Annotated in this window: 23 protein-coding genes; 4 read left to right on the top strand and 19 right to left on the bottom strand. The window is 39.0% G+C overall.

Annotated elements, in window-relative coordinates; all coding sequences use genetic code 11:
- The first annotated feature begins 1,097 nt into the window (after positions 1–1,097).
- Positions 1,098–1,988: a tetratricopeptide repeat protein gene (locus tag PALI_RS16990; RefSeq protein ID WP_077535437.1), complete on the top strand. Its 891-nt coding sequence runs from the start codon at positions 1,098–1,100 to the stop codon at positions 1,986–1,988.
- A gap of 302 nt (positions 1,989–2,290) precedes the next feature.
- Here the strand turns inward: PALI_RS16990 and PALI_RS16985 are convergent, their stop codons facing one another.
- From PALI_RS16985 to PALI_RS16950, 8 genes are all read right to left on the bottom strand, one after another.
- Positions 2,291–2,470 carry a hypothetical protein gene (locus PALI_RS16985; RefSeq protein ID WP_193156814.1) on the bottom strand — a complete coding sequence of 60 codons (180 nt, stop codon included), beginning with the start codon at positions 2,468–2,470 and terminating at the stop codon, positions 2,291–2,293.
- Between the two features lie 92 nt (positions 2,471–2,562).
- Positions 2,563–2,742: a hypothetical protein gene (locus PALI_RS16980; protein ID WP_193156813.1), complete on the bottom strand. Its 180-nt coding sequence runs from the start codon at positions 2,740–2,742 to the stop codon at positions 2,563–2,565.
- Between the two features lie 44 nt (positions 2,743–2,786).
- A complete protein-coding gene (locus PALI_RS16975) occupies positions 2,787–3,107 on the bottom strand; it encodes a hypothetical protein (protein ID WP_138585581.1) in 321 nt (106 codons plus the stop codon).
- 9 nt (positions 3,108–3,116) lie between these two features.
- Positions 3,117–3,812, bottom strand: coding sequence for a nuclear transport factor 2 family protein (locus tag PALI_RS16970; RefSeq protein WP_193156812.1), 696 nt, complete (start codon positions 3,810–3,812; stop codon positions 3,117–3,119).
- A 111-nt stretch (positions 3,813–3,923) separates the two neighbouring features.
- A complete protein-coding gene (locus PALI_RS16965) occupies positions 3,924–4,667 on the bottom strand; it encodes a ferredoxin--NADP reductase (RefSeq protein WP_138585579.1) in 744 nt (247 codons plus the stop codon).
- Between the two features lie 289 nt (positions 4,668–4,956).
- On the bottom strand, positions 4,957–5,718 hold the full coding sequence (locus PALI_RS16960; protein ID WP_077535432.1) for an EAL domain-containing protein: 762 nt from the start codon (positions 5,716–5,718) through the stop codon (positions 4,957–4,959).
- 331 nt (positions 5,719–6,049) lie between these two features.
- Positions 6,050–6,754 (bottom strand): purine-nucleoside phosphorylase, encoded by a 705-nt coding sequence (gene deoD / locus PALI_RS16955; protein ID WP_193156811.1) that lies wholly within the window; start codon positions 6,752–6,754, stop codon positions 6,050–6,052.
- Entirely contained in the window at positions 6,754–7,986 is a 1,233-nt protein-coding gene (locus tag PALI_RS16950; RefSeq protein WP_193156810.1) for a phosphopentomutase, read from the bottom strand. Before PALI_RS16950 ends, deoD begins: the two co-directional genes overlap by 1 nt.
- Before the next feature lie 191 nt (positions 7,987–8,177).
- Here PALI_RS16950 and udk point away from each other — a divergent pair, with 191 nt between their 5' ends.
- The 3 genes from udk (at position 8,178) to PALI_RS16935 (ending at position 11,037) form a co-directional block, all read left to right on the top strand.
- Positions 8,178–8,810, top strand: coding sequence for a uridine kinase (gene udk / locus PALI_RS16945; RefSeq protein WP_077535429.1), 633 nt, complete (start codon positions 8,178–8,180; stop codon positions 8,808–8,810).
- 17 nt (positions 8,811–8,827) lie between these two features.
- Entirely contained in the window at positions 8,828–10,054 is a 1,227-nt protein-coding gene (locus PALI_RS16940; RefSeq protein ID WP_077535428.1) for a NupC/NupG family nucleoside CNT transporter, read from the top strand.
- Between the two features lie 272 nt (positions 10,055–10,326).
- Positions 10,327–11,037 carry a substrate-binding periplasmic protein gene (locus PALI_RS16935; RefSeq protein ID WP_171037498.1) on the top strand — a complete coding sequence of 237 codons (711 nt, stop codon included), beginning with the start codon at positions 10,327–10,329 and terminating at the stop codon, positions 11,035–11,037.
- Positions 11,038–11,348: 311 nt separating this feature from the next.
- Here the strand turns inward: PALI_RS16935 and PALI_RS16930 are convergent, their stop codons facing one another.
- The 11 genes from PALI_RS16930 to PALI_RS16880 form a co-directional block, all read right to left on the bottom strand.
- Positions 11,349–11,558, bottom strand: coding sequence for a cold-shock protein (locus PALI_RS16930; RefSeq protein WP_002959120.1), 210 nt, complete (start codon positions 11,556–11,558; stop codon positions 11,349–11,351).
- Positions 11,559–11,792: 234 nt separating this feature from the next.
- Entirely contained in the window at positions 11,793–12,509 is a 717-nt protein-coding gene (locus tag PALI_RS16925) for a hypothetical protein (RefSeq protein WP_193156809.1), read from the bottom strand.
- On the bottom strand, positions 12,506–13,246 hold the full coding sequence (locus tag PALI_RS16920; RefSeq protein WP_193156808.1) for an iron transporter: 741 nt from the start codon (positions 13,244–13,246) through the stop codon (positions 12,506–12,508). The genes PALI_RS16925 and PALI_RS16920 overlap by 4 nt, the downstream gene beginning before the upstream one ends.
- On the bottom strand, positions 13,233–13,586 hold the full coding sequence (locus tag PALI_RS16915) for a cupredoxin domain-containing protein (protein ID WP_138585573.1): 354 nt from the start codon (positions 13,584–13,586) through the stop codon (positions 13,233–13,235). The genes PALI_RS16920 and PALI_RS16915 overlap by 14 nt, the downstream gene beginning before the upstream one ends.
- Positions 13,579–14,892 (bottom strand): ATP-binding protein, encoded by a 1,314-nt coding sequence (locus PALI_RS16910; protein ID WP_138585572.1) that lies wholly within the window; start codon positions 14,890–14,892, stop codon positions 13,579–13,581. Before PALI_RS16910 ends, PALI_RS16915 begins: the two co-directional genes overlap by 8 nt.
- Before the next feature lie 26 nt (positions 14,893–14,918).
- On the bottom strand, positions 14,919–15,578 hold the full coding sequence (locus PALI_RS16905) for a response regulator (RefSeq protein ID WP_193156807.1): 660 nt from the start codon (positions 15,576–15,578) through the stop codon (positions 14,919–14,921).
- Positions 15,579–15,586: 8 nt separating this feature from the next.
- Positions 15,587–16,234, bottom strand: a complete 648-nt coding sequence (locus PALI_RS16900; protein ID WP_193156806.1) for a tetratricopeptide repeat protein — start codon at positions 16,232–16,234, stop codon at positions 15,587–15,589.
- Between the two features lie 27 nt (positions 16,235–16,261).
- Positions 16,262–17,032: an SDR family oxidoreductase gene (locus tag PALI_RS16895; RefSeq protein WP_193156805.1), complete on the bottom strand. Its 771-nt coding sequence runs from the start codon at positions 17,030–17,032 to the stop codon at positions 16,262–16,264.
- Complete coding sequence (locus PALI_RS16890; protein ID WP_193156804.1) at positions 17,029–17,718, bottom strand: TenA family transcriptional regulator; 690 nt, start codon at positions 17,716–17,718, stop codon at positions 17,029–17,031. The genes PALI_RS16895 and PALI_RS16890 overlap by 4 nt, the downstream gene beginning before the upstream one ends.
- Positions 17,711–19,180, bottom strand: coding sequence for an AMP-binding protein (locus tag PALI_RS16885; protein ID WP_193156803.1), 1,470 nt, complete (start codon positions 19,178–19,180; stop codon positions 17,711–17,713). Before PALI_RS16885 ends, PALI_RS16890 begins: the two co-directional genes overlap by 8 nt.
- Complete coding sequence (locus PALI_RS16880) at positions 19,177–19,830, bottom strand: thermostable hemolysin (protein ID WP_193156802.1); 654 nt, start codon at positions 19,828–19,830, stop codon at positions 19,177–19,179. The genes PALI_RS16885 and PALI_RS16880 overlap by 4 nt, the downstream gene beginning before the upstream one ends.
- Positions 19,831–19,891: the final 61 nt, after the last annotated feature.

The following is a 19,891-nucleotide window of genomic DNA, read 5'->3' as shown; positions in this document are numbered from 1 at the left end:
ACTTACGTATCCTTAATATAGGCGTATAAATTATGCTATACCAGCGCTGGCTCACAGTTTAAAACGATTGCACCGATTTATAATTTTGATGGGTATTAGGGCGTGTTGACCTTTCGTGATTGATTTTGCAGCAGACTGTTTGGTATTTAGGCAAGGCAGAGCCTATGCAGTGTGGTTATTCCCCATAAATAGGCGATAACGCAGCATAAATGCCAAACATGCGCTGCCCTTTGGGTTCTTTCTAGGGGCAATTAACTCTTTATTGCTCGGTTTTGACTTATTCTTACAGGGATGTAAGCCATTAGAGTAACGCAGGAGCAGTTACCGAGCCCACTAGGTTACAAACCTCGCGCCGCGATTAAATCGCCCCTAGATTGAACAAATTTCAATCCACAAAGGTCAATACGCCCTAGGGCGTGTTGACCTTTGGTGGTTGATTTTGCAGCAGACTGTTTGGTATTTAGGCAAGGCAGAGCCTATGCAGTGTGGTTATTCCCCATAAATAGGCGATAACGCAGCATAAATGCCAAACATGCGCTGCCCTTTGGGTTCTTTCTAGGGGCAATTAACTCTTTGTTGCTCGATTTTTACTTAGCCCACTAGGTTACAAACCTCGCGCCGCGATTAAATCGCCCCTAGATTGAACAAATTTCAATCCACAAAGGTCAACACGCCCTAGAACTCAACTATTCAATCTTTTTAAAATAGTGGTGATCGAATCGAAATATTTTGCCGTAATGGTATGTGAAGGGTTTGAAAGTGGCTTTAGTTTACTCAAGCGCACATTGGAACACCCCCCTTCGCCATGAAATTGTAGTTATGATAAAGGTGTATTACATAAGCCCAATACACCTTTACTTTCTACCTTTTTTAAGTTTTTAACTAATTGAATTAAATTAAGTTATAGTTCAGTTAGATGTGGTTAGTATGTAATTTATTCTCCTGTGATTCCCTACAACTTTTTGTTGTTTAAGCAGTTTTGGCTGGTTCTCCTTGAACTGGCTTTTTTTTTGCAAAATTTTTGGCTTAGCTAGCTTTGTGCCTTTTAGCTGTGCGTGTTAAAGTTACACTCGTAATTAATTTAACTAGGCGTACCAATGCGTTATTACATATCATTACTATTTGTTTGCTTTACACTTTTGTCGGCCACAGTGAACGCAGCAGAACAAAAAGCTAATGTGCTCACAGCACAAGAACAACAACAAGAATTAAATCGATTAAAAGAGCCAATGTATAAACCGCTTTTGGAGCGCTACGTTTTAGATGAATTAAAAGCCGTCCGTCAAGATCAACAAAAGCTACGTGAAGATGTCACTAAACAAGTTACTCACGCACAACTTGATACCGCCGATCGTGCAATAACTTACACCACCGATACGATTAATAATGTATTTTTTATTATTACCGCAACAGCATCAATTTTAGTATTGGTTGGCTGGAATTCGCTACGCGATGTTAAAAACAAAGTAGAAGATATTGTAAATACACGCGTAAGTGTTATTACTGATGAATACGAGGATAGATTAAAAATTCTAGAGGAAAAATTACGTGTGCGCTCTGAAGAAATACTGAGTAACCAAGAACGCATATCGGTCACCAATGAGGTTCATTCTCTGTGGATGCGCGCAAATTTAGAAAGTGATTTTGCCAATAAAATTGAAATATTTGACGAAATTTTACAACGTAAACCAGAAGATGTAGAAGCAATTGCTTATAAAGCCGATGCATTATTAGAGATAAACGAAACTGCACAAGCCATTGAGCTATGCAATCAAGCCATTGATATAGACAGCGATTATGGCTACGCTTACTGGCAACGCGCCTGTGCTTATGCGCTTACACATAAACACGCAGATGCCTTGGCTGATATAAAAATGGCATTAGATTATTCACCTAATTTACGAAACGAGTTATTACATGAAAGCGCATTTGCAAGCCTGCATGATAACGAAAGCTTTAATACCATTGTGGCCGGTGAGCCAGTTTAATTAAGCTGATAAAAAAGGGCGTATGCCCTTTTTGTAGCATTTAAGTAATTAGAAGCTACGCTTCTCGCGTGAGCAAGCTCTACGCCTACATGAAAATATTTAAACTCGCCTCATTACTTACTCTAACTTGTAGACGCGCAGCTTGCTGGCGTGTAAAAAGCAGTTTTTAAATAGGTAAATAATTAGAAGCTGCGCTTCTGCCGTGAGCAAGCTCTACGCCTACAAGAAAATGTTTAAACTCGGCCTCATTATTCGCTCTAACTTGTAGACGCGCAGCTTGCTAGTGTGTAAAAACGCAGTTTTTAAATAGGTAAATAATTAGAGGCTGCGTTTCTGCCATGAGCAGGCTCTACGCCTACATGAAAATGTTTAAACTCGGCCTCATTGTTTGCTCTAACTTGTAGACGCGCAGCTTGCTGGCGTGTAAAAACACAGTTTTTAAATAGGTAAATAATTAGAAGCTGCGCTTCTGCCGTAAGCAAGCTCTACGCCTACATTAAAATGTTTAAACTCGGCCTCATTACTTACTCTAACTTGTAGACGCGCAGCTTGCTGGCGTGTAAAAACGCAGTTTTTAAATGGGTAAATAATTAGAGGCTGCATTTCTGCCGTAAGCAAGCTCTACGCCTACATTAAAATGTTTAAACTCGGCCTCATTATTTGCTCTAACTTGTAGACGCGCAGCTTGCTGGCGTATAAAAACACAGTTTTTAAATGACTCAGTAATTAGAAGCTGCGCTTCTCGCGTGAGCAAGCTCTACGCCTACATAGAATACGGCGCTACGCTTTGTAAAAATGTTAGCGTTTAAAGTATAAATCAATCGCTTTAGTAAGCAATTCATCAAGCTGCTCTTCAAAATGCTCAATTTCTATTTCAAAGTGATTTAAATATGCTTTAGCCTGCGCTTGAGATAAATTTCGGCTGTTTACGCTATATTGACGCTCACCGACTTGCTTATCGTAACGTGGTAAAAATACAAATTGACCATAATACGGCGACTTAATATGCTTATTCGCAAAGCGACAAAAATCTTCTATATGGTTTGCACCATCAGGTCCTAAACAACCAGGCTCAACTCGATACATTAAACGGACTTTTTTTTCTTCACTTATTTGCATAATAATCCTTTAACGAAAAAATAATACGCGGATTATTTTTCCGTCTTTAATTTGATAACTAGATACAAGCTCTGAACGTTTATCTACGACGTTTTCGTCGGTTGAGCAAGTTTCTGATAACTCATGGTCAATCACTATATCCCCATGCACTATACGTTTAATAGGCGATGAGTGGATACACTTTAGCTTTTTAAACATTAGCCCATAACGTGCTATTAGTTTTTCTTTTCCTTTAAATAATAGCTCATTAGGAAAAATATAAAACTCTACATCTTCAGCATATACACGAATAAATTCTTCTATGTTTCGTGCATTATAGGCTTTAATTAATTGCTCAACCACAGCAAGTGATTCGCGCGACTGCTTTGCTTTACTTTGTTGTTTGGCTGTTAGTGCTTCTTTTGCTTGCGCCACTACTTTTTCAGCTTGCGCTACAGCCGCTGCTTTTTCTATTTTACTTTTAGGTTTTGTAACTGGTTGCGCAGCTTCACTACCCAATACTTTAGAGTCATCAACTTTAGTATTGTTTATAATTGGTTTTTTTAGCACAGGCGCTGAATATTCTAGCGTGTTGATTTTATCGTTTGTCGTTTGTTCTGTATTTGCTTTTTTAGTTTCATCTGATTCAGATTGCTGAGCAGCAACATAACTACTCAACGCCAAACAGGTAATTAATGAAGCAAAAATAATAGATAACGATTTCATAGTTTTCCTAATATGAACACTAAACGTTGTTAGTCACGCAACATAGCAAATTTTAGAGTTTTCGGGTAGTTATTATGTACTTGCAGTGCGCGCATGCTGCTAAACTCCTCTTTACCAGTACTGTTCAACCGTTATTTGGCCAGGCTCTCTGCGGCGGTTTCGCTTAAAGTTTTGCCCTATAAGTAACTCGGTTGTGTCTTTAACCATTTGCGGGTTTCCACAAATCATAAACTGAGCATTATTTGCAGTTGGGCTTAGTTTTACGTGTTCAAATAAGGTTTTATTAGCGATAGCATTGGTAATTCGACCACTTAGCCCCTGTAATGGCTTCTCACGGCTAACAACGGGGATATAGTTAAGCTGATCAGGGTACTGTTTTAGCAACTCATTAATAAGCTCTTGATAGCTCAAATCGTTATTATAACGTACGCCATGTACTAAATTGATGTATTGATATTTTTGCCATATTTCAGATTGTTGTAGCATTGATAAAAATGGGCCGATAGCAGTGCCAGTGCTAAGCATCCAAAGTTGCTCGCTTTGTGGTATTTCATCTAAGGTAAAAAAGCCTGTTGCACGACGCTCAATTAAAACGGTATCACCTGGCTGCAACTTGGCTAAGCGTGGCGATAGTAAACCATTGGCTACGTTAATGAGGTAAAATTCTAAATCGTTATTTTCGGGAGAGTTTACATATGAATATGCACGCACGATGCGTTTGTCGTTATCCATTACTGAAAGTTTTGTAAATTGCCCTGCTTTAAATGGCTCAACATCGGCGTTTAACGTTAAACTAAAAAGCGTTTCGTTCCACCACGTTACTTTTTTTACGCTTGCATCAACCCAGTTCGACATATTTGACTCCAGAGTTTAACTATCAATAATACCAATCCGCAAAAATACTTAATCAATTTGAGGGATTAAACCTGACGTTAACTGCGTTAAAAACTTCTGATATAGAATAAATAACGAAATTTTTGCCTTGTTATCGACACGATTTTCTTACCTCAAAATAGCTCACTTAATTAAGCGAGTTAATATGTAATTTAAACATTACTCACTGCAAAAGTAAGCTTTATAAGGTAAACATTAGCACTAAGCTAAGTGAACATACAGGGGAAATTAGAGCGAGGTGATCTTTTATTTACGCAAAAATAGGGCTAAGCGGTGCTGGTCTTGCAAGTGCATAGCCTTGACCAAAACAAAAGTTCAGTTTTTTAACAAAATCAATATGCTCTTGAGTTTCAAGACCTTCTATACACACTGAGCAATTAAACTTTTCTTTAAAGGTGGCTGCCATTTCGATAATACTTTTAGAGTAGCTATTATCAAATGCGCTATTAATAAAACAGCCATCAATTTTAATTAGTTTTATATTTAGCTGCGATAACAACTCAAAATTAGACATACCGGTACCAAAATCATCCATTGCAAAAGCAAATCCTTCGGTAATTAACTTTTCTATATTTTTAATCATTGATTGGTACATTTTTGTAGAGCAGGCGCGTTCAGTAATCTCCAGCATTACATTTTGCTTGGGTATATTAAAACGATTAAAAAAGTATTTTACGAGTGCAGGAAATCGAGAGGAAGCAATTTGTGCGGGCTCAAAGTTTAGAGAAAAACTAAGCGGGCTTTTTATCTTATCTGAAAAAAACGGCTTTACTGCACTAAGCGTGTGCAATGTTAATAAATCCTCTTTTCCTTGTGAAATTAATGCCATTACTGTTTTTTCAATATTTGTAGTCGATTCGCTGTTACGTAATAACGCTTCGTATAGCTTAATTTTTCCCGTTTTTAAGCAATAAATAGGCTGAAAATGGAAATGATAACTAGCTATATCGTATTCAAAATATTCTTCAGGAAAAATTAAGTTTTTTGAACATCCACTGTCTACTATTAACATTTACCGAACAACCTAATACTAATTTCACATATAGTATAACAAATTACCTCAAAACCACTTAAAAGTCGCCACTTAAGTACTAAATATATACAAAATAGTAATAAGTTATTAGGATTAAAATATAAAAATGATTTAATAAATACAAATAATTACAAAAATTTAATTAATGTTACTGAGTTTAGGTTTCTCAGAATCAAAGTTGCATAAATATCAAAAATAAAGATATAAAAAAAGCCGCATAAAATGCGGCTTTGGAGGTTTAGTCTCACTTCACTTTGGGCGTGTCTCCAAAACTTAGTGAATACGTTACCAAGGAACTGTTATGTATTATTTAAGCTATTGACTCTAGTGCAATTTTAACCATTTCGTTAAACGTGCTTTGACGCTCATCAGCAGGTGTTGCTTCGCCAGTGATCACGTGGTCACTTACTGTAAATAATGCCATTGCGTTTGCACCGTATTCAGCTGCAACGCCATATAAACCGGCTGTTTCCATATCTACTGCTAGCATGCCTAACTTGTCTAAGTCTTTATAAAAAGAGTCGTCTGCTTGGTAGAAAGTATCAGTCGTAAATACGTTACCTACTTTAGCTTTAATACCTAGCTCTTTTGCAGCGTTTACGCCGTTTAAAAGCAGGTCAAAGTTAGCGATTGCAGAAAAGTCGTAGCCACGAACACGAGCACGGTTTACGTTTGAATCAGTACTTGCACCTTGTGCAAAAATTACGTCGCGGATTTTTATATCTGTACCAATACCACCACACGTACCAATACGAATAATATTTTTAACGCCAAAGCTTACAATTAGCTCACGCGCATAAATAGACATAGATGGAATACCCATGCCTGAACCCATAATGCTTACTGGCTTACCTCTATAAGTACCAGTAAAACCGTACATGTTACGTACGCCTGTCACTTGTACTGCATCATCTAAAAAGTTTTCAGCAATATATTGCGCACGTAGCGGATCGCCTGGCATTAATACTGTTTCGGCGAAATCACCAACGTTTGCACTGATATGCGGAGTACTCATTAATTGTTTTCCTTTTTATTTGGCGTTGTTAACTCATTTAAAAAGCTGTCGCCGTAATCAAGCGCAGATAAGCTAAACCACTGTGCCAGTGTTTGACCTATATCTGCAAAGCTGTTGCGTTCACCTAATGCTGTATTACTCATACCCGGTTGATATGCAATAACGGGTACGTATTCACGAGTGTGCTCAGAACCTGGAAAGGTAGGGTCACAGCCGTGATCTGCAGTGATCATTAACACGTCATCTGCGTTTAACTGATTAAGTATAGTGGGTAAATAGTCATCAAATTCTTTTAATGCTTTTGCGTAACCTACTGGGTTACGGCGATGACCAAATTTTTCATCAAAATCAACTAGGTTAGTAAAAATCAGGCTACGATCTGGCGCACTTTTCATTACTTCGCTGGTTTTTTCTAGCAAGTTCATAAGCCCTGGTGCTTTATGCTTTTGGGTTATGCCTTGATGCGCGTAAATGTCTGAAATTTTACCAATACTAATTACTTCGCCGCCGTCCTTTGCTAATACATCTAGCAACGTAGGCGCTGGCGGGAGTACTGAATAGTCACGACGATTACCCGTTCGAGCAAAGTCTTGACTATTTGAACCCAAAAATGGCCGCGCAATCACTCGTCCTATGTTCATTTCATCAAGTAGCGCCCGTGCGATTTCGCAAACTTGATAAAGCTTCTCTAGGCCGAATGACTCTTCATGCGCGGCTATTTGAAACACGCTATCAGCTGAGGTGTAACAGATTGGTTTACCTGTTTTTACATGCTCTTCACCTAGCTGTTCTAAAATGGTCGTCCCTGATGCATGGCAATTGCCTAAAATGCCTGGAATACCTGTACGAGCAATAAACTCGTCTATAAATTCTTGTGGGAAACTTGGCTGTGTTTTTGGGAAATATCCCCAATCAAATAACACAGGAACCCCCGCCATTTCCCAATGACCCGATGGTGTGTCTTTACCGCTTGATATCTCTTTAGCGTAACCCCATGCACCTTGTGGTGCTTGGCGATTTGAAATTAAACACGGTTCGCCACCGGCAGCTTCACACGCATCAACTAATCCTAGTTTAGATAAATTAGGAAGTGACAACGCAGTACCTGTTTCGTCGTAATATGCTTTTAGTAAGTGAGCGAATGTATTTGCGCCAAGATCACCAAATTTATCTGCATCTGGTGCTGCACCGATTCCTAGGCTATCTGCCATTAAGATAATTGCTCTTGTCATTTTGACCTCACTTTGTTTCTAGGTGGTTACTTTATCTGCTCTTGGAATTTTCCGTACAGGACAAAAGTCCTGTTTCATAAAACCTAAACATTATAAATTTACGTTCTGAGCGAAGCAAAAGAGATTAATCGTGTCTTTTTTGCTATTGTGATCTACCAACAATATATCCTTCTGTGTGGGTGAGAACTTTAGTGACACGAACTACTATTATAGCTATTGCAGGCGCATCGGCGTCGGGCAAATCCCTTTTTAGCCAAACAATTTATAATGAATTGGTTAATGAGCTTGAACCAGGCGCTATCGCCATTATTGAAGAAGATGCTTATTACAAGGATCAGTCGCATTTGCCGATGGCTCATCGTACGCAAACGAATTACGATCATCCTGATGCATTTGAGCACGCGTTAATGTTAGAGCATTTAACGCAACTTCGCAGTGGCAACTCAGTTGAAGTACCTAGTTATGATTATGCGCAGCATACACGCAGTGAAAAAACACGACGTGTCCCCGCTGCAAAAATACTCATTGTTGAAGGTATTTTATTATTGAGTGATAAAGCACTTAATAAAGAATTTGATATTAAGGTGTTTATAGACACACCTTTAGATATTTGTTTAATGCGCCGTATGCAACGTGATATGGAGCAACGAGGCAGAACATTACAATCCGTTGTTGAGCAATATCAAGCAACTGTTAGACCGATGTTTTATCAATTTATTGAGCCTTCGAAGCATAACGCCGATTTAGTTGTGACTCGAGGCGGTATGAATCGTGTTGCGATTGATATTATTAAAAGCAAGATAAAATATTTACTACAAGAATAACAACGGGAAACATTTGTATGACAACATTTATGAGCTTAGTAGGCATGTGTGTGCTACTGAGCATTGCTTTTGCAGCTTCGACTAATCGCAAGGCAATTAATTTAAGAACCGTTGGTATAGCATTTGCTATGCAAGTTGTTATTGGCGGTTTTGTATTATTTTTTGAAGCAGGAAAAAATGTATTAACGAGCATGTCAGCAGCCGTTTCATCAGTTATTGGTTATGCTAACGACGGTATTGGGTTTTTATTTGGCCCGCTTGCTTCACAAGACACACTCGGTTTTATTTTTGCGATTCAGGTTTTGCCCGTTATCGTGTTTTTCTCAGCATTGGTTGCTGTGTTATATCACCTTGGCATTATGGACTGGATCATTAAGATTTTGGGCGGTGGTTTACAAAAATTATTGAAAACCTCACGTACAGAATCACTTTCAGCAACCGCCAATATTTTTGTTGGCCAAACTGAAGCACCACTTATTGTTAAACCATTTATTGCAACGATGACAAAATCAGAATTGTTTGCAGTTATGGTTGGTGGCCTAGCCACAGTAGCAGGCTCTGTAATGGCCGGTTACGTTATTATTGGTATTGAGCTTAAGTATTTAATAGCAGCAAGTTTTATGGCAGCGCCTGGCGGCTTTTTAATGGCCAAGATGATCGTACCAGAAACTGAAACACCTAAGGATAACTTGGCCGATTTAGATTTAGATGATGAAGATAAACCTGTAAATGTAATTGATGCTGCGGCATCTGGTGCAGCAAACGGTATGCACTTAGCACTTAATGTTGGTGCAATGTTACTTGCCTTTGTCGCATTAATTGCGTTACTAAACGGTTTATTAGGTGGTATTGGTGGATGGTTTGATTATCCAACATTAACACTACAAGAAATTTTAGGTTATGTATTTGCCCCAGTTGCATGGTTACTTGGTGTGCCATGGGATGAAGCAATTATAGCCGGCAGTTTTATTGGTCAAAAGATAGTAGTAAATGAATTTGTTGCTTACTTAGACTTTATAAATTATCGCGATACGTTAAGCGCACACACACAAGCGATTGTTACATTCGCACTCTGTGGGTTTGCTAATTTATCATCGATAGCCATTTTACTAGGTGGGTTAGGCGGTATGGCGCCTAGCAGGCGGAAGGATATCGCACGCTTAGGGCTCAGAGCAGTGTTAGCAGGATCTATGGCTAACCTTATGAGCGCAGCAATTGCTGGTTTTTTCCTCTCGCTAGCTTAGAAACTGATAGAGACAAATAACCGGTGTTGCAAAACAATAGGATAGCGCTTTAAGGGGTTAAAGCACTATCTGATTTGAACGATACTTCACCAAGGGCCGCAAGGCCCTTTTATCGTTTTAGGGCTTTAATAAAGTAACCTTTCTTCTTATATCCTTCTATTTATTTTCATTATGAGATTTTTACAACTCAATTAACCGCTAATACTTTGTAAATTTAACAATTTTAAACCACACTTAATTAAGTGTTTTCAAGCCAAAAATGACTAGTTGTAGTGAAATATAATCTGACCTTTTTTATCCTTTTTTTATCATTTAGTACTTTAGCTGAAGAGCCTTTACTCGTTGTTACAGAATTAGCGCCACCTAATCAAGTTTTAATAGACGGTGAAGTTCAAGGTAAAGGGACACAGTACATAAGAGATATATTTAAACAGGCTGATTTAACGCCAAACATACAAATGTACCCTTGGGCCCGCGCCTATAAAATGGTAAGCGAGAAGAAAAACGCGTTTATTTACAGCATTGCTCGAACGCCAGAACGTGAAGATCAATTTCAGTGGGTAGGGGAAATTGGTCGCTTTGAAATGGGGTTTGTTGGGCTATCAGACAGAACCGATATAGTAATCAATAATATTAACCAAGCGAAAAATTACAAAATAGCTATGCAACATAACGACTTCTCAACCCAAACTCTCACTAAAATGGGGTTTGAGGGCGTTATAACTTCAGATATACAGCATTCTTATAAGTTACTACTAGCCAAAAAAGTAGACCTAATATTGGATGACCCGCTTTATATGCTCCAATATAGTGATCACTTTAAACTTAAACCTGGCCACTTAAAATTTATTTTTAAAATAGATGCATTAACAACGGTTGCTTATTTAGCTGCAAATAAAGATACAGATAAAGTTCTTATAGAAAAAATGGAAGAAGCGCACAAAGAAGTGAGCAAAACTAAAAGAAGCCCTTACGATAAATGAGTTAAATTACACTCGGCTTTTGAATTAAATGATGTGCAGGTGAGGTAAATGACTAACAATAAGTGGTATTAGTTCAGCGGTGCTTGAACTCGCTTTCTTCTAGGCTTTTACTAATTAAAGCTATAGAGGCTTTTTATTAACCACGTGACCCTGTCACTTAATAGTTGTTTATATTAGACCTTGGGGTCAAATCGAAGCACTTTAATTGTGATCCTTGGTATTAGGTCGTGGTTGTTGAATAAGTTAGGTTTGTTTCAGGCACAAAAAAAGCGCCTTAAGCGCTTTTTTTTCATTTTACTTAAAAAGTAAAATTATACAGCTGTGATGTTATCAGCTTGAGGACCTTTTTGACCTTGTGAAAGAGTAAACTCTACACGTTGGCCTTCAGCAAGAGTTTTAAAACCTTCGCTTTTGATTGCTGAGAAATGTGCGAAAACGTCTGGGCCATTTTCTTGCTCGATGAAACCAAAACCTTTAGACTCGTTAAACCACTTAACTGTACCTGATACGATGTTAGACATTGTAATATCCTGATATAAAATAAAAAATATGCTCATATGAGCGGGTGTAGCAAAAAATGAGATGGTACTTTAAAAACTTCAGGACGGTACTACAAGTATTACTTATACAACATCGAAATGGAGATTTATAGCTTACATGCTTTCTTTCTAGCTGCAGCCCACTATATAGATTTCGAAAAATATGTCAAGTACTTATCCACTACTGAATAATAAACATTTATCACTTTTTTATTCTTAAAATTCAAACTCTAGCGCGAGCCTAAAGCTATGGTTCTTTTCTGATTGGCTTATTTCAGAAATAAAACCAGCTTCCCACTTTAATTGTTTTTGGCCTGCAAACCTATGCAACCCTATAAACCCAGGACCAATACCAACAAAATCTTCCCCCACATATAATTCGAGCGCTGGCTGAAAGGCAGAGCGATAACGATAGCGATACTGCGCTCTGAACTCTGTTTCCCATTCATTTTTTATATCTTGCCCCCACTCATAGACTAAAAAGGCATTCATGGTAACACTCGTTTTACCAAATTCTTTTTCGATTACAAAACCTGATGTCGCTTCGTATATATCTTCGTTGTGCTTTTTCTCAAGTTCAAATAGTGCGCCCCAATCGGCCCATAGCTTACCTTGTTCAATTAATTGCCAGCGTAGTTCAAGCTCGTAGGCCTCAAGACCAAAGTCACCATTATCATCTCGCTCACCAACTAAATATCCCTCAAGCGCCATTGTATCGTTTATAGCCCGCCCCATACCTAGGCGTTGCGCTAACAAGTTGCCACTATCTGTTTGATGCGACACTAATCGCCACTCAAATTCACGCTCAAAAGGTAACACATACGGGTGGTATACCTTATCAACAACAATACCATCTGCATTTGCTTTATATGGCAATAACAACAAACAAAAAGCAGTAAAAATAAGTGCTAAATATAGGTTGATTGCTTTCATACACGTTCCTCAGTTATTGATGCCGGAATAAAGTAACAAAATGATAAAAATAATGTGCTGCTCATACTATAAATAAGTACGCTTATAAAATCAGGCGTTGCCTCGTAACCCACAAGAGCACGCAGAACACGGCCCAGCTCAGAGTTTTCGCTTAATATGTCACGTAAATCCCATACTGTTGCAGTGTTTGTTATTAAATCTATTTGGCTTGCTAAATCCAACGCTACTAATAACTTAGCGGCACTATTTAAAGCAAGTAACACTAACAGCGGGTAAATACCAAAGCGCTGTTTAATTGCGTTCATAAAAAAATACAGTAAAACGCTAAAGCTCAAACAAATCCCAACGCCTAATAAAGTGCCAATAAACAAGCTTTGGCCCACATCGCTGTTTTGCCAAAAACTGGTGAGATAAATAATATAATGGCTTAAATATAATGTTGTTGTACTTATCACTGCGACATAAAATGCGGCTGTTTTTTGCTTTATAGCAAATACGAGAGCAGCAACAAATGCACTAACACAAAGCCCTATTTGTGAATATTCTAAGCCTTGATGTTCAAACCACTGACTCACCCACGACGCACTTTGCATGTACAAAAATGACATTACTGCAGCAATTACTAAAGCAAACCACACCTGCGCCCTACTTTGCTTTGCAACTACTTGCAGTAATACTAATAAAATAGCCACAGGTAGTAATTGATTGAGGCTCATTACTAAACTAGTTATCAGCATGCTGCGTCCCCTCATTGCTAACGATAACAACGCCTCTTGCTGTATTTGGTGAAAACTCACCAAAAAATTCGTAATGCCCTTTACTCAACGGCCCTATATAAATCACGCTTTTACGGTTTGGATAGAGTACTTTTTCTCTATTTAGATCAAAACTATCAAACTCTTCTGGCGTACTATCTTGATTTTCTATTAATAATTTTACTTTTTTATTCACCGGAATAATAATTTGCGAGGGATAAAACAAGTGATCTTTTAAAACTATAAGATACTCTTTACTTTTAGCATTAAGCGACAACAACAATAAAAGGAACATGCATTGATTAAGTAAGCGTTTAGTCACATTGAGCTCCTGTAAAAGTAACGTTCACTCTCAATCCACCCAGAGGGCTATCTTTTAATTTTATTTTTGCATCATAAATAGCAATGATGTGCTGCACGATTGCCATGCCTAAACCTGCACCTTGCTCGCCTGAGGGGTGCTGATCGCCACCCACTCGGTAAAAACGATTGAATACTCGCTCTTTTTGCTCCTCAGTCATGCCTGATCCCGAATCATCTATTTGCCAACTAAAGCCTGTGCTACTTGATGCTAATTTAATAATAATTTGACCATTATCAGGCGTGTACTTTATAGCATTGCTGAGTAAATTAGAGATAAGCGTAGTGAGAGTAAATTCATCTCCGTTAATTATAAAGTCGTCACCTTCGAGGCAAATAGTCTGATTTTTAGCATCTATTTTGTCGTATTGCTCCGACACAGCCTGTTGTGTAATCGCTAGTAAGGATTGCTCGCTAAACTGTTTTTGCCACTGCTCTGGTTGAGTACGTCCTAAAATCAGCATTTGCTCGACAATATTACTCAAGCGATTAATACCTTGCGACATCGCTTGTAGCTCTTCATTATTTTGCAGCACGTTTTGTTTGTTTGCTAAATTATGCACATTTATTTTTAAGCTACTAAGCGGTGTACGCAATTCGTGCGCTGCATCTGAGGCAAAAAAACGCTCTCTTAAATAGGCGGTTTCTACCCGTTTAAATAAGTCGTTTAAGCGATTAATAACGGGTTTAATTTCTTCATCAGTCACTTGCCAGTTAATTGGCGTAAAATCATTCGCTTGACGAAGGGCCAATTGCTTCGAGAGTCGAGTAAGTGGTGCAAGAGCATATTTAACAAAAAAGCTGATAAAAATAGCAAGTAAAGGGACTGCCCACAACATAGGTAACATTGCCGATAAAATAACAGCTTCAGCAAGCTCAAATCGTTTTGCCATTGGCTCGGCCACAATCACTTTGCGTGCATGTTTATTTAATACAAAGACCCTCATACGTTGCCCTGCTATGTTGGCAGTTTGAAAACCTTCGTTAAAACTGGTTTGGTTATTCGTTAAACTCATCGAGCCGCTAAGCAATGTCGTACCTTGCCAAATTTGATACAACAATTGAGCGCTGTTATTACTTACTTGCACTGCACTTGTGGTTATTGCTAATGGCTGTTCAATTAAAACCCCTGCAACTATTTTAAGCTCATCATCAAGCAAGTTTTCACCATGATGCATACTTTTTTGATAGCCTTTTACTAATGCTAAAAAGCACGTAAGCACCATCATAGACAGTAAAATTAAGGTCAGACGTTTACGAATAGACATTTTCAACCTCGAAAGATAAACACGCTCTAGCGCTTGCCAACCACGTAGCCAATGCCACGTAAGGTTTTAATAAAGTCGCTAGGGAATTTTTTTCTAAGGTGGTGAATGTGTACTTCTATCGCGTTAGAGCCGACTTCTTCACCCCATTGGTAAAGTTTGTTTTCGAGTTGTTGTTTTGACTGCACACGACCTTGGTTTTCCATTAACGCTTTTAAAAGCATGTATTCTTTACGCGGTAATGTCAGTGACTCTCCATTGAGTGTCATCGTATGAGCAGAGCTGTCTATGACCACCTCCCCGCATTGCAGTAAACTCGATTGAGTTTGATTAACGCGTCGACTTGCCACACGTAGTCGAGCAAATAACTCTGCAGGGTCGAACGGCTTTGCAAGGTAATCATCAGCGCCCATATCAAGACCTTGCACTTTGTCGTCTATACTGCCGCGAGCGGTTAAAATGACCACTGGAATTACTTTTTTTTGTGCTTTAATATGCTTTAAAACCAGTGAACCGTCACCATCTGGCAACCCTAAATCGAGAATAACGAGTTCAATTTCACCACTAGAAAGGCATTCTAGGGCGTGTTTTACTGTGCCACTATGCTCTACGCTATAGCCCTCTTGGCGCAAAGAGCGAATAAGCCCTTGCGCCACTAAATGATCGTCTTCAACGAGTAATAAATGCATTGTGTCGTTTATCTTTTAAGTTTTTTGTCTACTTTTGCCAATAGCTGGCTTATTGCTTGTTGACGATATTTGTCTGCTTTAGCGCGAGTATCACGGATACCCGCAGCTTGGGCTGCTAGCAAACGTGCTTTCGCTTCTTTGTAATCGCCTTCATCGTACAAGTATTCACCATATAAGTAGTTAGTATCAATGCCTTCGAGATTAAAAGCGAGTGCTTGTTTAAATAATTTTTCAGCTTTGTCATCATCACCAAAACCAATTGGCCAACCAGGTACTTTACTGTAAAGCGTTGCAAGGCTTGCGTATGCTGAGCCATCGAGTGCTGTACCGTCAATTGAGAGCGCCTGTTCGAGTGACGTTTTTGCTTCTTTTGCTAAACCAAGTGCTCCCAACCCGCCTTTTGCACCTGCAAAACTAGCTAACACAATGCCATTCCAAATATGCGTTTGTGCCAAATTTGGGTAGTTTTTAACAAATAACGCACTTTGCTCACTTAATTGCGTGAACGCATCTATTTGCGCGTCATCTTTAAGTTCATAATTAGCGATAGCCCACTTCTGTTGAATAGCGACTAAATCTTGCGATTCGCCAGCATAGGCCGATACAGTAAATACACTCGTGAATACTAAATATAATGCTAAGGTCATTTTATACATAATTTTATCCTCGTTGTTCATCTATTTTTAACTTAAAAAACGTTTTATTTTAGGTAGTTGTTTTGCAATGACGTTATCTACAATACGTGGGAAAGCGCCATTAATGCGTACAAATAATTTTTCAGGAAAGCCGATAAAACGCCGTGTCTGATTAGAATCAAGAAGTGCAAGCAATTCTCTGGCAACTAATTCTGGCGAGTCCATTTTATTACCGAGCTCTTTATTCAGCGCACGGATTTTGCTGCTATTAATGGTGGTGTCAGTGGCTCTTGGCGCTAGGTAAGCGACTTTAACACCCGAACCGTTTAGTTCGCGCGAAAGCGCCTCTGTAAAACCACGTAAACCAAATTTACTCGCGCAATAAAGCGTTTGATACGGATATCCGATACTGCCAAACGATGATCCCACGTTAACAATGGTGCCTTTGGTATACTGCAACTGCCCCAAAAATAGCTGACATAATTTAATAGGCACCGACAAATTGGTACTTAGCATATTGTCTATTTGCTCAGAGCTTGTGTGCTCAAGACTTTGCATTGCATTAACACCGGCATTGTTAATTAGCAATTTAACGCCGCCTAATTGCTTTGCTTTTACAGCTAAATGAATGCGTGTTGTATCGTCGGTTAAATCGCCAATAAATATTTCACTGTCTGGGCATGTAGCACTGAGTTTTTCAAGAGCTTGAGCATTTCGCCCAACAAGGAGTAACTTCCACCCTTTTGCATATAGGGCTTTAGCAATTGCTTGTCCTATTCCACCGGTAGCGCCAGTTAATAAACACAAAGAGCTACTCATGCCTGCTTGCCTTGTATATTGGCTTTAAAAAAAGGCTCATCATCCAAACCACGAAATATATCGCCATATAAACGATAAAAGCGCTTTGCCCCATGAAGTATGGCTTGTTGATCTGCCTCGTCTGTTATTTGGTTCATAAGGTTTTCAAAAAACTTTACATGCTCTACATCAAGCGCCCCATGGGACGTTAAATAGCTAAATGCTTTTTTAGGTAAGCCCACTGCGTTTGCAATATTTGAAGCCGCGCCATCAGCAAGTGCAATGGACGTCCCTTCAAGCACATGTACCATACCAAAAAAGCTCAATGGGTTTTTACGAGCAATAGAGTCGTACGCATAAGACACCATCATTTCAGTGGCAAATTGTGGCTGACTACACCGTACGCTTTCTTTATCAAATCCGCAGGCTGCAATATCGTTAAGCACCCATTCTTGGTGGCCAATTTCTTCTTCAATATATTCTGCGACGGCTTCGCGCAGCCATTCTTGATCGTCGGTTAATCGTGCTCCTAAAGACATCATTAACGGCACGGTGTGTTTAACGTGGTGATACGCTTGTGCTAAAAACGAGGCGTATTCTTCAAGTGATGCTTCGCCTTTAAAAACTCGCTGAATAATAGGCGCTGCGAGTAAGTAATCTTGCTCTTGCGTCGTTTGCTCTTTAAGGATGTTAAAAAAATCACTCATTAATTACTTCTCCAAATTGATAAAATTGCTCAAACACATCATGGTACTGCTTACTTATGGCATCTCGTTTTGGGCGATTATTTGTAGTTAATAACCCTTGTTGCACACTCAACGGAGCCGCTAAACGATGCCATTTTTGAATACGTGCATAATCGGGTAGTTGTTTATTAATTGCGTTAATATATTGCGCTAACACTGGGTTACTTAGCTTTGTATCGGCGTAAATAATGGCTGTTAAAAAAGGCCTCCCTTCTCCAAACACAACGGCTTGTAATATGCCACTTTGGCTTAGTAATAGTGACTCAGGCCATTCGGCACTGATATTACGCCCCATGCTAGTAATAATTAGGTTTTTTAGGCGGCCTTTAATAAATAAAGTATTGTCACGTTGTTCGACTAGATCACCGGTGGCATACCAGTGGTTTTTATCATGCGGTGGGTGATTCAAATAACCTAAAAATATCTCACCTTTTATGAACAGCTGGCCGTCTTCAATTTTGGTTTGAAGGTGTGGAAGCACTGTTCCTGCACTGTGAAGATTATCGTTTGTTGGCGTGTTTAAGCTGACAACCGATGCGGCTTCAGATAGACCATACCCTTGGTATACCGGTAAATTTAAACGACGCGCTTTTGCGATTAGCATTTCACTCACAAGCGCACCACCAACGGCTATAAATTGTAATGAACTTGGTGGCTGCCAACCTTGCTCAGCAAAAGCAACCAAACATGTTAATAGCTCAGGCACTAAGATCAGCGTATTTGGCTGAACGTTATCAATAGCAGCAATAAGCTGGGCTGGTTTTTTTAATGCCGACCCAACAAAGCCAAGCTTACTAAGTGGCATTACATGAACAGTGCCACCACTTTTTAAAGGGGCATACACACCCGCTATATTTTCAAGTAATACAGCAAGCGGTAATAGGCATAAATGAACAGGGTTTTTAAGATTAATCTTATCGCAAAGCGATTGAGCTACCTGAATTTGACTATTTGCCGATAAACAGACTCCCTTAGGCTGCCCAGTAGAGCCTGATGTAAAGGTTATTTTTTGTGTTCCGGCAAAGTAACTAACTGATTTTACAGCAGCTATTTCATAAATATATAACGTATAAAATTCAAACACAGTAATAGATATGGTGGGCGAGCCCAAAGAGTGGTTCGCAGTGTCACTAATAAATAAATTAGCGCCGCATTGCGACAATATATAATGCGTTTGTTGCTCGCTAAAAAAGTGAGCAATAGGCACGGCCACTTTGTTAGCAAACGTTGTCGCAGTATCTAAAGCTAACCAGGCTGGTGTGTTATCTAATTTATATGCAACAACCTGACCGCTAAAATCATGTAACGAATTTGCTAACTCTTTTACTTGTTGGTCGAACTCAACGCCGCTAATACTTTGTGTTTTATCACTGCGATGAGCAACAATAATAGGCGTGTTTGCTTGCGTATCGTAAATGCTCATACATTCACCAATGCATTCATAAGCGAGTTAATTTCAGTGTGATTTTGCTGCATTAAACTATAAAGCATAGGTGTATTTAGCACTTGCTGATGCGCTTGTTCTAAACTCACAACACATACTGTTGGTTGGTTAGCGTAATAACTCCCCCAATTTAATGGATGCTCAACAACAAAACTATTCGCGACTGCAATTTCAGTGCAATTAACACCGAGCAAACGCAGTAATGCGCGCACTTTTTTAGTAGCACAAAATACTAAATACTTGGCCCCCACACTTTGCAGCGCTTCATTAACCACAATAAAATGCCCAAGAGTGGCTTTTCGGTGTGTTGAGCATAAGTTGCCAAGCTCAAATACCTTATCGCGCTGTGTATGCTCTGGTAAAAAGTGTTCAATAGGCTCAGCTAAATACTGCTCTATAAATAAAGGAGCCATGGCTTGTCTTAATCCTAAAGTGCATTTCCCTTCGCGTGTAGTGTACTGGCTAAGTAGTGGCATAAAAGATGTGAGCGTTGCGTTATAAGCAACTAAAAAACCTTCTTTAACGGTATCTTCTAGCGCTTTACGGTGCTTATCGTTGAGCCCTGCACTAACAACGCGTGAATTATTTTCTATGAAATCGGGTGATGGAGGTAATTGTGCTAATTGCATAAACATCGCTCATATAAAGTGTATGTTTAGAATTTAGCGAGCGAAACTTAAAGAAAACTTA

The organism is Pseudoalteromonas aliena SW19, assembly GCF_014905615.1.
In the GTDB taxonomy this organism is placed as follows: domain Bacteria; phylum Pseudomonadota; class Gammaproteobacteria; order Enterobacterales; family Alteromonadaceae; genus Pseudoalteromonas; species Pseudoalteromonas aliena.
The sequence above is the reverse complement of the archived record's forward strand: the minus strand, read 5'-3'. Positions and strand labels throughout refer to the sequence as shown.

Bases quoted from the DNA above. Each gene is read 5' to 3' on its own strand.
- PALI_RS16990 (WP_077535437.1), top strand. From the start codon at position 1,098: ATGCGTTATTACATATCATTACTATTTGTTTGCTTTACACTTTTGTCG.
- PALI_RS16975 (WP_138585581.1), bottom strand. From the start codon at position 3,107: ATGCAAATAAGTGAAGAAAAAAAAGTCCGTTTAATGTATCGAGTTGAG.
- PALI_RS16970 (WP_193156812.1), bottom strand. From the start codon at position 3,812: ATGAAATCGTTATCTATTATTTTTGCTTCATTAATTACCTGTTTGGCG.
- PALI_RS16965 (WP_138585579.1), bottom strand. From the start codon at position 4,667: ATGTCGAACTGGGTTGATGCAAGCGTAAAAAAAGTAACGTGGTGGAAC.
- PALI_RS16960 (WP_077535432.1), bottom strand. From the start codon at position 5,718: ATGTTAATAGTAGACAGTGGATGTTCAAAAAACTTAATTTTTCCTGAA.
- deoD (WP_193156811.1), bottom strand. From the start codon at position 6,754: ATGAGTACTCCGCATATCAGTGCAAACGTTGGTGATTTCGCCGAAACA.
- PALI_RS16950 (WP_193156810.1), bottom strand. From the start codon at position 7,986: ATGACAAGAGCAATTATCTTAATGGCAGATAGCCTAGGAATCGGTGCA.
- PALI_RS16940 (WP_077535428.1), top strand. From the start codon at position 8,828: ATGACAACATTTATGAGCTTAGTAGGCATGTGTGTGCTACTGAGCATT.
- PALI_RS16930 (WP_002959120.1), bottom strand. From the start codon at position 11,558: ATGTCTAACATCGTATCAGGTACAGTTAAGTGGTTTAACGAGTCTAAA.
- PALI_RS16925 (WP_193156809.1), bottom strand. From the start codon at position 12,509: ATGAAAGCAATCAACCTATATTTAGCACTTATTTTTACTGCTTTTTGT.
- PALI_RS16920 (WP_193156808.1), bottom strand. From the start codon at position 13,246: ATGCTGATAACTAGTTTAGTAATGAGCCTCAATCAATTACTACCTGTG.
- PALI_RS16910 (WP_138585572.1), bottom strand. From the start codon at position 14,892: ATGTCTATTCGTAAACGTCTGACCTTAATTTTACTGTCTATGATGGTG.
- PALI_RS16905 (WP_193156807.1), bottom strand. From the start codon at position 15,578: ATGCATTTATTACTCGTTGAAGACGATCATTTAGTGGCGCAAGGGCTT.
- PALI_RS16900 (WP_193156806.1), bottom strand. From the start codon at position 16,234: ATGTATAAAATGACCTTAGCATTATATTTAGTATTCACGAGTGTATTT.
- PALI_RS16895 (WP_193156805.1), bottom strand. From the start codon at position 17,032: ATGAGTAGCTCTTTGTGTTTATTAACTGGCGCTACCGGTGGAATAGGA.
- PALI_RS16890 (WP_193156804.1), bottom strand. From the start codon at position 17,718: ATGAGTGATTTTTTTAACATCCTTAAAGAGCAAACGACGCAAGAGCAA.
- PALI_RS16885 (WP_193156803.1), bottom strand. From the start codon at position 19,180: ATGAGCATTTACGATACGCAAGCAAACACGCCTATTATTGTTGCTCAT.
- PALI_RS16880 (WP_193156802.1), bottom strand. From the start codon at position 19,830: ATGCAATTAGCACAATTACCTCCATCACCCGATTTCATAGAAAATAAT.